General features: G+C 47.2%; 7 protein-coding genes. 4 read left to right on the top strand and 3 right to left on the bottom strand.

What is annotated here, in order from left to right:
- Window positions 1–11 precede the first annotated feature (11 nt).
- Genes DW036_RS10830 through DW036_RS10815 form a run of 4 tightly spaced genes read left to right on the top strand, consistent with a single transcriptional unit; the run spans window position 12 to window position 7,537 of the window.
- A complete protein-coding gene (locus DW036_RS10830; RefSeq protein WP_118464164.1) occupies window positions 12–1,976 on the top strand; it encodes a RagB/SusD family nutrient uptake outer membrane protein in 1,965 nt (654 codons plus the stop codon).
- Window positions 1,977–2,010: 34 nt separating this feature from the next.
- Entirely contained in the window at window positions 2,011–4,788 is a 2,778-nt protein-coding gene (locus tag DW036_RS10825; protein ID WP_118464162.1) for a SusC/RagA family TonB-linked outer membrane protein, read from the top strand.
- 14 nt (window positions 4,789–4,802) lie between these two features.
- A complete protein-coding gene (locus DW036_RS10820; protein ID WP_118464160.1) occupies window positions 4,803–6,497 on the top strand; it encodes a RagB/SusD family nutrient uptake outer membrane protein in 1,695 nt (564 codons plus the stop codon).
- 35 nt (window positions 6,498–6,532) lie between these two features.
- On the top strand, window positions 6,533–7,537 hold the full coding sequence (locus DW036_RS10815; RefSeq protein WP_118464158.1) for an IPT/TIG domain-containing protein: 1,005 nt from the start codon (window positions 6,533–6,535) through the stop codon (window positions 7,535–7,537).
- A gap of 448 nt (window positions 7,538–7,985) precedes the next feature.
- Here DW036_RS10815 and DW036_RS10810 read toward each other — a convergent pair whose 3' ends face one another.
- The 3 genes from DW036_RS10810 to DW036_RS10800 are packed head-to-tail and all read right to left on the bottom strand — an operon-like array spanning window position 7,986 to window position 11,747.
- Window positions 7,986–9,716 (bottom strand): glycosyl hydrolase family 18 protein, encoded by a 1,731-nt coding sequence (locus DW036_RS10810; protein ID WP_118464156.1) that lies wholly within the window; start codon window positions 9,714–9,716, stop codon window positions 7,986–7,988.
- A gap of 16 nt (window positions 9,717–9,732) precedes the next feature.
- A complete protein-coding gene (locus DW036_RS10805; protein ID WP_118464154.1) occupies window positions 9,733–10,992 on the bottom strand; it encodes an MFS transporter in 1,260 nt (419 codons plus the stop codon).
- 20 nt (window positions 10,993–11,012) lie between these two features.
- Window positions 11,013–11,747: a 6-phosphogluconolactonase gene (locus DW036_RS10800; protein ID WP_118464152.1), complete on the bottom strand. Its 735-nt coding sequence runs from the start codon at window positions 11,745–11,747 to the stop codon at window positions 11,013–11,015.
- Window positions 11,748–11,781 lie beyond the last annotated feature (34 nt).

Below are 11,781 nucleotides of genomic sequence, written 5' to 3'. Positions count from 1 at the left end.
CATTCAAAACAATGAATCTTATAGAGAAAATAAAAACTGCTACTATTATATGTGTAGCTGGTGCCATGATAGGGATGGGATCGCTGAGCTCCTGTGTCGATGATATCAACGTCGGAAATGGCTTCCTCAACAAGCAGCCAGGTGTCGACGTGACCGTAGACTCCATCTTTGCCAAGGGAGAGAATGCAAAGCGTTTCCTCTGGCACATGTACGGTGCCATGCATAACCCTTTCACCTATACAGGTGCAGTATGGTATTCTCACCCCGATGCCCTTACCGATATTTGCCAGTCGTACTGCGGATGGCACAATCTCGGAAAGTACTACGGTGGTGACCTTACCGAGACCGACCAGGATAACGGCGGTCTCGTCAAGTTCCCCTTCATCGCCAACGGTGACGGCAATGCCCGTGCAGGCATCTGGCGTACCATCCGTGAGGGTTGGATTTTCATCGAGAACATCGATCGAGTTCCCGACTTGAGCGAATCAGAGAAGAGCCAGCTCCGTGGTGAGGTATATGTCATCATGGCATCGCGCTATCTTGATGCTTTTCGCAACTTCGGAGGTCTTCCAAAAGTTGACCGCTCATTCGTGGCTACTGATGTTGTAGATGGCAAGCGCATGGGCGTAATCGAGACAGCAGAGTTCATTGACGGACTTATCCAGGGCGCCATCGACGAACCGGGTCTTCCTTTCTTTGTGCAAGATCAGGCCACCAACTCTGGACGTCTGACCAAAGGCTCAGCCTATGGTCTGCGTGTAAGGCTGTGGAACTTCGTGGCTTCGCCTCTGTTTAACAGTGACAAACCTTATCTTGAATTCACTCGCAACGAGGAGAATCAGGACCTCAGCCAAGTATGGGCTGGCGGTTACAAGCCCGAACTTTGGCAGAAAGCATTGAAGGCTTGTGAGGATTTCTTCCAAGCCAATAGCGCCAGTGGCAACTATTTCGCTCTTGTAGAGCCCACAGGTAACAGTGAGCAAGACTATTGCAATGCTTTCCGTGCCGCCTACTGGTTCCGTGGCAACAGCGAGAAGGTGATTGAAGTTCATGCTGGTCTGGGTACAGACGCTTGGAACGGTGACTGGAACGTAGAAGGTATGGATGAGTTCGGTATGGCTCTCTTCACCCTCGAATATATGGAAATGTTTGGTATGGCAGACGGCCGCAACTTCCCTTACGACAATGTGTTTAATACCGATAACCCCAACAACGTAGACATCTTTGTCAATCGCGATCCACGTCTCTACGAGACAATGGTGGTGAATCGCAACAATCTTGTCGAGCAATATCAGGGACTTTCGAGCACCGAGCTGTGGCAAGGTGGCAATGTAGACCAGACCTTCAATCCTGCTGTTACCGACAATCCATGGTCTACCCGTATGAAACTGTTCAAGTATCTCCGCGATAACGGCTATGCAGCATACCATCCGACCAACTTTGCTTATCTGCGTATGGCTGACATTCACCTTTGCTACGCTGAGGCACTCGCACAGACAGACAATCTGCCGAAAGCCTGCGATGAAATTAATAAGGTACGCGCACGCGTAGGTCTTGGCAAGATAGAGGTAATGAACCCGGGACTCAACCTAACCAGTAACAAGGACAACTTCATTGAGCAACTCCTTAAGGAACGTGCCTGTGAATTCGGTTATGAAGACTCCCGCTGGTATGACCTCATCCGCTACAAGAGATCCGACATATTCAAGAAACAGGTACACCAGCTGCGTGTATGGCGCAAGGATGCCAACGGCAACAAGATGAATCCTGCCGACCACAATGGCGACACGAGTCTCCAACCCGGTGAACCTTGGCCGAACTGTATCTACGAGAAGATACCTTGTACCAACAATACCCGCGTATGGTGGGATACTGACAACCAGACGAGCAAGTGGACCGACAAATGGTATCTCGCGCCTATTTCACGTGATGAGATCAACAAGGGCTATGGTCTGAACCAGAACCCCGGTTGGTAATCCAGATTTTAAATATCAATAAGACTTATAAAATATGAATATAAATAGAATGTTGATGCTTGCGACTGTTGTTGTCTCTCTCACGGCAAATGCGCAGGTAAAACTCAGCGATAAGAATGCAAATGCCTATGATATGGGTTACGGCGTGGAAATAAGCAATTTCCTCAGCACTGCTTCCGCAACCACAATCACAGGTGAAGAATTGCAGCAGACTTCGGCAACTAACCTTGCCCAAGCCCTCTATGGACGTCTACCAGGCCTCACGGCTCTATCGCAAGGCGGCTTCTCGGGCGACGAAAATAAGGGTGCCTCGTTTAATATTCGTGGCTATCACACGCTTAACGATAAAAACATTCTCATCCTCGTCGATGGCTACGAGCGTCCCATCGACCGCCTCAGTGTAGAGGAAGTGGAGAGCGTTACTATTCTCAAGGATGCTGCTGCTACGGCACTTCTTGGTCATGAGGGTATCAATGGTGCTATACTTGTGAAGACAAAACGTGGCGTTGAAGGCAAGACACACGTCAAAGTGAACTACAGCCATAAGTTCCAGTTCGACCCTGAATTCGCAGACATGGTAGATGGTTACGGATATGCCAATGCTTTCAACCGTGCTCGTCACAACGACGGACTCTCTGCCGCATACACCGAGCAGGAGCTTAACCTCTTCAAAGACGGTTCTGATCCGTACTTCTACCCTAACGTGAACTGGCGCAACCTTACTTTCAAGAATAGTGCCGAGGAAGACCATGCATACGTTTCGGTGTACGGAGGTACGAACAAGGTGAAATACTACACCCATATTGATTATACCGATGTACGCGGTGCTTTCAAGGACACCAAGCAACCAGACTACAATACGCAGTTGCGCCAGTCGAAGGCCAATATTCGTGCCAACCTCGACTTCAACATCACCAACACAACTCTCATGTCGGTGAACCTCTTCGGTATGTTCCAAGAGACCAAGCGACCCTCCGACATCAGTGCTGACGATGCTACAGCTGCTATCTACAGCCTGCCGGCAAGTGCTTTCCCCTACAAAACCTCAACAGGTATCTGGGGGGGTAACGAGGCATACGGTGATGCCAACCCCATTGCCAAGATTCAGGAGTCTGGTTTCTACAAGACTCATCAACGTCAACTGTGGGTAGATGCCAAGCTGTCTCAAAAACTCGATTTCTTGCTCAATGGTCTGAACGTATTTGTCAGTGCCGGCTATGCCAATTCATCGATTTACGCGGAAAATTCGCACAAGGCACACCAGTATGGCTACGAGCGTTACACCGGTACCATTGGCGATAAGAACAACGTAGCTCTGAACACATTCGGTAACAAGGAGACCAACCTCACCTTCAACAACTGGAATGCCGGTCAGTGGTGGAAAGCAAAGGCCAGTGTAGGTATCAATTACAAATGTTCGTTCTTCGACAACGACCACTTCAATGCTACCGTTGTTTACGACAATAGTGGTGTGAGCACTGATGGACGTGGAAACACCTTCTATCGTCAGAACATCATGGGAGTCTTCCACTACGATTTTCAGAACCGCTACGTTGCCGACCTTGTGCTTGCAGGTAACGGAGCCAGCCGTACCTATCCTTCTAAGTGGGCATTTTCACCCACACTATCGCTCGGCTGGATTTACGCTGACAACAACGATGATCTGCTCAACTACGGTAAGCTGCGTGCATCGGCTGGCATCCAGCATACCGACTATATGCCTACCTATGGCATGTGGCTTCCCACATGGGATGTTTCGCACGGTTATGTGATTATTGGTAACAACTACGGTGCTACATGGGGCGCATCGCTTGGCTCCTTCCCAACTACCGATTTCTCGCAAGAGACATCTACGAGCTTCAACCTTGGTACTGACCTTCGTCTTGCAAATGCTCTTGACATCTCAGTTGATGCTTTCTACCAACTTCGCAACCACATCATGCTCTCTGCAAGCTATGAAAATTCATCGGTGGCTGGTATACAGTCGTCATACAACGATGTTGGCGAAGTTAAGAGTTACGGTTTTGAGGTAAGTGCCAAGTATGTGAAGAAAATCACTCCCGACCTCAATCTCAACTTGGGTGCCAACTTGTCGTGGGCACGCAATGAAGTGAGCAAGTATATCGGCACACCGACCTATCCGCTGAGCGACCCTGTAGGTCACCGTGTAAACGAGGCATGGGGACTCAAGTCGGCAGGCTTTTTCAAGGATCAGGCCGACATCAACTCCAGTTACCGTCAGGAATACTCTACCGTAAGCCCTGGTGACATCAAATACCAAGACCTCAACGATGACCAAGTAATCAACGAGTTTGATGTCACCAGTCTCGATGGTGCTACTGACATCCCTGAGCTCAACTACGCCTTCAATGTCGGTGTAGAATATAAAGGCTTCGGCCTAAACGCATGGTTCCAGGGCACTGGCAACTACATGAAGTATCTTCCGTCAACAATATGGGGTGGCATGGCCGACAATGGTAACCTTTCAGTGGACTACTACAATAACTGCTGGGATGTGGCTGGCAGCAACGCTCTTTACCCGCGTCTGACAACTCTGAACAACAGCAACAACAGCCAGAAAAGCAACGTATGGTACAAGCCTGTTCACTTCTTGAAGATGCGAAACATTGAGGTTTACTATAAAGTGCCTGCAACGGTGCTCTCGAAACTCTCTCTTACCGCAGCCAAGGTGTTTATTCAGGGCGAGAACCTTCTTTCCTTCGACAACATCGACGCTATGGATGCTGAGGTACTTTCGACAGCATATCCCATGTTCAAGGGTGTCAACATAGGTGTCACATTAACTTTCTAATAAAAGATACATTTATGAACAAAATAACATATACTCTTTTAGGTATGGCGGCAGTAGTCTTTGTAGGCTGTGCCGACCTAGATTACAACGAAGCTTCGAATCGTGACGAAGACTGGACCTACAACAGCCCCCTCAATGGTGTCAAGGCTCTTGTATACGATGTCTACGCACAAATGCCGAGCGAATTCAAGGACGATTCCTACGGTAATGGCGCCCTGATAGCCAGTGCCACAGACGAGTCTGAGTTTGCACTTTCCTTCTCACCCATCCACAAGTATTTCAACGGTGGTTGGACTCCTTCGAATCCTTTTTCCACCACATGGGATAGGTCATACCGTGCCATCACTCAGGTACACATGTACCTTGAGCGCATCCACAAGATAGACTTGTCGGATTATGAATATGATCCCGACTACCAGACCATGGTGCAGCAGTTTGAGATATTCCCTTACGAGTTGCGTTTCCTCCGTGCCTATTTCTACTTCGAGTTGGTACGTGCCTACGGCGATGTGCCTTTAGTGACCACAACCCTCACCAATGAGCAGGCCAACAGCGTGGAACGCACTCCAGCCAAGGATGTGTTCAAGTTCATCATCAACGAATTGGATGCCGTGGCTGAATATCTGCCCGTGTCGTATAATGACATTCCTGGTCAGGAAATTGGTCGTGCCACCCGTGGTGCTGCCCTTGCACTGAAGGCACGCGTACTTCTTTATCAGGCTTCACCCTTGTTTAATACAGACAACAACAAGGAGATTTGGAAAGAGGCCGCTGCTGCCAGCAAGGTCATCATCGATAATGCACAGCGCTGGGGCTACAAACTCAGCGAGTATGCCAAACTATGGGGGCACGATACATTCACCAATTCTGAATTTATCTTCGTTCTTGGCACCCAGGCAAGCAACACCTTCGAGCAGTACAATTATCCTGTGGGTGTAGAGAACGGAAACTCCGGCAACTGCCCTACACAGGCACTGGTGGACGCATACGAATATCAGGCCGATGGCAAGACATTCAAGGAGAAACATCCTGGAGATGTTGATGTAACTACTGAGAATCCATACGATGGTCTTGACCCACGTTTCGAACTCACTGTAGTGAAGAACGGCGATCTCTGGCCATCTAACACAACTCAGCAGATTGCCATTGAAACGTATCAGAGCGGCTTCAACGGTGCTCCTAAGTACGGCGCAACTCCCACGGGCTACTACTTGAAGAAGTTTGTGGACGGCAACTGTGTCACCACAGCCAACAACCAGACTACAACACGCCACAACTGGATTGTGATGCGTCTGGCCGAAGTTTACCTCAACTATGCAGAGGCTATGTACAACTATTACGGCAATGCTGACGAACAGGGAGATTTTGGCATGTCAGCCAACGAGGCTATCAATGTGCTTCGTAACCGTCCTGACATCATGATGCCTGAATTCCAAGGAAACAACGGTTTCGAAGAGCGCTACATGCGTGAGCGTATGGTAGAGCTTGCTTTCGAAGGTCAGCGCTTCTGGGATGTACGTCGCTGGAAGAAAGGGGCCGAGTTCTTCAAGAATGTTGATGTGGCAGACTTCAAACTGAATGGAAACGGCAACTTGATTCTCAATCGAGTTACTAAGACTCGCCAGTGGTACGAGAAGTACAACCTGTACCCGATTCCGCAGTCTGAAATTCAGAAGAATGGCAATCTGAAGCAAAACCCCAATTGGTAAAACTGATTCAATGAAATTTCAAACGAATAAGATTTATGAAAAAACATATTATATATCTTCTGATCTTAGGATTCGCTTTGCTGTCGAACATGGCACTGACCTCGTGCAGCGACGATGATGTAGCGGATGCCAACGATGTGCTTATGGTGAATACTGTCCTGCCTACAAAAGTTATGGAAGGACAGGTTGTCACCATCACTGGTACGGGTCTTGAGAAGACCATTTCCGTTGTGTTCCCTGGCAATGTCTCTGTGAACAACATTACCAAAATAGGCAACGGCTATATCTCTGTAATAACTCCTGCCGGCGTTTCTGCAGAGGGGGGAACAGTAACAATAGAAGCCAACGGCGAATCGGCAGAGTCGGTCATGATGCTGACTGTCGGCAAGCCCGAGCCTTTGCGCGTGGCTCCTCTTGACAAGGAAATAAAAATCAACGAATGTGTGGAGGTGTACGGCAACGACCTCGAATTTATCACCAAGGCTTATTTCCCCGGTGAAGACGGCAAGGACATTGTTGTAGATGCAAGCAACTTTAAGCGCAAAGCTACCGGTTCTCTCTACATCTATTCGCCAATGGGTATAAAAGCCGGACCTGCCCAAGTTACCCTCGAAGACTGCAGTGGCAAGAAATATACTTTGCCAGAGGTAACACTGTCTGACGAGGTTGCAGGTGGCAGCGAAGGAGGTGAAGACTATGCTTCAATCTGGGAAGGCGAATACACTACTGGCTGGTGGTGGTATCTCCCAGCATCCGAGCTTGACCTCTCGGCAATAACGCCAGAAGCCGGCCAAACTATTAAGTTCACATTCACTCACCATGATGCTCCTCAGACTTTCTGTCTGTGCGATGGTTGGTGGGGTGCTCCTTTCATCCGCGATGGCGGTGAAAGCGGTAACAACATCGTTCTTGCCGCTGGTGAGGACTTCCTGGAATTCAAAATCTCGGAAGGTATGGCGGCAACAATGAATGGCGCTGAAACCGCTCTCATCATTGGCGGCGACATAACAATCACCAAGATTCAGATTAAGACAGATTAAACTCTATACAAAGAAGTCATAGCCTGATCTGTAAACATTTCAAGTCTGCCGGAGAGCTAAAGTTCTTCGGCAGACTTTTTGGTATTTACTTGTGTTTTGCTGTTTCTTCACCTGAAGGCTTTGGAGCAACAAACAGTAGTATAGTCTACGGAGACTACAGGCGAAGAGGAGTACTACAAGCAAAACAGATGCAATTCGATACATTTCGTATCAAAATAAAGAGAAGAAGCGGGAAAATAAGTAGGTTTTGAAAGGGTAGGTTTATGTAGATATTCGGCATTAACAGTAAGACAATCAAATGAATGTCCCATTAAAAAAGGGTGTAGGCAAAAATTGCCTACACCCTTTTTTAATTGTTTTCACCACCGCTATAATGTCTATGAACAGGGAGATACAGAGAATGAATGTATGAGTATATGCAAAAACATGCATAAACTACAGGTAGAATTTATTTCTTCAAAGTCCAGCGGATAGCATTGCTAAGCATCATCGTGAAGTCGTCCGACTGGAAAAGCTTCGGACTATGCCCCATCTGGAAATAAACATTCCGGGCAGCCTTGCCTTCGTTCACCCACACTACCGGATGGTCGCCCATCTTGACAGCGGAAGCGGGTGTATAAGTGGACTCGTCCACATGTGCCAAGACGCGAACATTGGGACGCGGAGACTTGTCGTACGTATACCACTCGTCATCCTGAACCACAAAAGAAGCGTCGACGCCTTTCATTACCGGATGTTCCTTGTCTTCCACAATCACTGTGCCATCAGCAAGCGGAGCGATATAGTTCTGGAAACGAATACCGCCCATGAAATCGGAGAACCATTGCCACAGAGGATAACCGTCAAAGTCTCCCAGCAAAGTAGCATGATGGAAACCAATCCAACCGCCACGACCTTCGTTAATGTAGTTGATGAAGTTCTGCTCTGCTTCCTTCGGCCAGGTATAAGGCGGGAAGTCCAACTGAATGACTAAATCCGTACCCTCCAACACTTCCTTCTGAGCCAGGAGACGGGTGTTGTTCAATATCTGTATCTGCAGATTCTGCACCTTGCTCTCATCCACCAGCCACTTCACTGCCGCATCCGAGAAAGGTTTATGCTGGCCTTGGCTTTCGGTAAGTACCAGTACACGATAAGTCCTGTCATAGAAAGGTTTCTGTTCTATCAATCCTTCGTAGACCGTACGACGCAAATCGCCTTGCTCGTTGTCACCGTCATAGTCCCAATACATGCCGCCCAGCAGTTTCTGCTTCAGGATATACTGACATTTTATGGCCAACGAACGGGGATTTTCATAACCGAAGACAAGCTTTCCTGCTTTATTGGCCAAATAGGGAACCTTGGCTACCTCATCCCAGCATTCACGATACTCTTTGGTATGGCCTACCTTGTTGAAATCCTGAAAGTTAGGATATCCATCGCCACCACGGCCATAGAAAGGCATGCCCATCACTAACTTAGAAGCAGGCACACCGGCTTTGAGGTGAGCCTCAACGGCAGCATCAGCGGTCATCCAGCCACTGTTCTCCGAACGATACAAAGCTGCATGATGTTTGGGAGCATTCCCCATATCATAAGACATGATATTGACAAAATCAATATAGGGAAGAATCGCCTTAAAATCTATATACTCTGCAGAAGCTACCGTAGCAAGAGTCAGCAATTTCTTCTTTCCTATCTCTTTCCGTATATCCCTCATCAGTAATGTGAAGTTCTTTGTATCATCCGGTGAAGCAGAAATATTGGCTGCTGCACTGGTAGGGTATTCCCAGTCTATATCAATACCATCAAGATCGAACTCTTTCACTACACGCTTGCAGTCCTTTGCAAAAGCCAAGCGATACTTATCATTGGCAGCCATTTCACTGAAACGGCCACTTCCCCACCCACCGATAGAAAGCATTATTTTCAGTTCCGGTTTCTGCGCCTTCAATGCAACAATCTCACGAAGACGGTTCTCATTTGCAATACCAACCCCGTTAAAAGTTTCACTGACATGCCCGAATGCATAGTTAATATGCGTCATATATTGCGGGTCCGGCATGATACTACTCCAAGAAGTCACATAAGCTACAATAACTTTTGTATCCGAAGAAGCCATACGCAACTCTCCTGCTTTACTACTGCACGACAACAATACCGCCAATGCAGTCAGAATCATTAATCTCATTCTTTTCATAATATTATTATAATAGTTAATCAGCTGTTTGACGAACACGAGAACCTATCAATGCATAATACAGCATAAATACTTCTCCCAAAATTACAATAAACCAAGACCATCTCCAACTTTCCAGCAAGTCAGCGAAGACACCTTGCAACAAAGGCAGGATGGCACCACCCACTACCCCTATCATGAATACACCGGAGGCCACCGAAGTATATTTACCCAAATGAGCCACAGACAATGTGAAGATAGCTCCCCACATGATAGAATGGAAAAGTCCAACTGCTGTCAGTAACCAGGGATTATTAAAGATGATAGCCAGCAAAGCCAACACACCTGCCGATATGGTAGTTACGGTCAGTTGCACACGAGGGGAAACTTTGCTCAACGAACTTCCTACCAGTCGTCCGATCAGCATACCACCCCAATAGAGTGTGGCCAGCAAGGCAGGTGAAGGACAATTCCGCTCAATGGCATATAAATTGATATTCGCACCAATGCAAACCTCTACACCCACATAACAAAAGATAGCACAAACTCCCAATGTCAAGTGACGGAATGACCATACACTTTTCTCCAACTTCTCCCCTTTCTCTACCCGTGTACCCTGTATGTCCGGCAAAGATAGTCTCATCAATAAAAAAACAACTACAGCTATAGTTACCATCAATGCAAAGAAAGGCATCATCAACTGACTGATTTGAATATCTTCCATAGCCAGGCCACCAAACACAACACCGGTCACGAAATAAGGGGCAATCGTAGTACCCACAGAGTTTGCCGTACCCCCAATAGCCAAACGTTGGATGGCTTGTGTCCCTTTCACACGGCAAGCGGTAAGATAAGGATTGATAACTACCTGCAGAATCGTGGCCGAAGCACCCACAACAAATGATCCTAATAGAAATATAAAGAATCCTATAGGAATAATACTCTCTCCCATTCTGATAGCAGCATCAGGAAATTGAACGGTAAAATAAGATGAAACAAAAAAGAGCCCCAGACCGATAATCATCACCCAAAGCCCACGGATCAAGGTTCCTTTATAGCCATACTTGCTAATCCAGGATGAACCTATACTCCCACAAATAGGGTAGGCAAGGAACCACGAGAAAGTAATCAGAGTCGCAAATGTATTCTTCAGATTACCTACTTTCATAAGAAACGTTTCCTTCAACGGCCCCTGAAACTGAGTATTGGCAGTTGTCAGGAAGCCCACTATAAGGAACAGGAAGACCATTGTAAGAAACGGTCCCATGTAATTGATTTGTTTTTCTTGGTGTGTCATCGTGTAGTATTAGTAAATGATTATTTTTCAGATAACTTAGCTGCAGAAGCAACATCCAGCAGAAACTCACAATCCGGATGCAACTGAAGGACAGAGGCTGGAACATCAGACGTGACAGGTCCTTCCAGCATTTGTTTCACGACCTCAGCTTTGTTACTGCCTTTGGCCACCAGTATAATCCGGCGTGCCTGCATGATATTTTTTATCCCCAGAGTTACCCCTCCCAGTTCCTTCTCCGACGGGGTGTGGGTTTCTCTACGAATGCGTTCTTCCAATTCCGGATTCATCTTAGTAACCCACGTATCTCCTCCCAAAGGGGACTGAGGTTGATTGAAACCTAAATGTCCGTTCTCTCCCAAACCCAGAATCAGCAAGTCAATACCTCCACGCTTGGCAATTTCTTCCTGAAATTCCCTACAAGCTTTCCCGAAATCATCTGAAACTGTAGGCAACATCAGGAAGTTCTCATCTTTAATACCCAATGCATCTATAATTTCCGTTTTCAGCATCGTATAACATGCTCCGGCATATTCACGCGGCACATTCACCACTTCATCCAATCCGAAGAAAGTGACCGCAGAGACATTGAAAGGATAACGGGAATATATTTCTCCAACCATCCGGTGCAGATTTCCGGTCGTACGTCCTGTCGAAAGCCCGATAACAGCTTCCGGTTTATTTAGAATTTCACCAATAATCTGCCATGCAGCAATGCAATCAAATTCTTTTTCGCTCTTTGCTATAGTTATTTTCATGAGTCCACTTTCTTATCACTAATCATTAATCACT

The sequence above is a fragment of the Bacteroides sp. AF39-11AC genome, from assembly GCF_003474285.1.
Lineage (GTDB): Bacteria > Bacteroidota > Bacteroidia > Bacteroidales > Bacteroidaceae > Bacteroides.
This window is presented reverse-complemented; position numbering and strand designations above follow the sequence as displayed.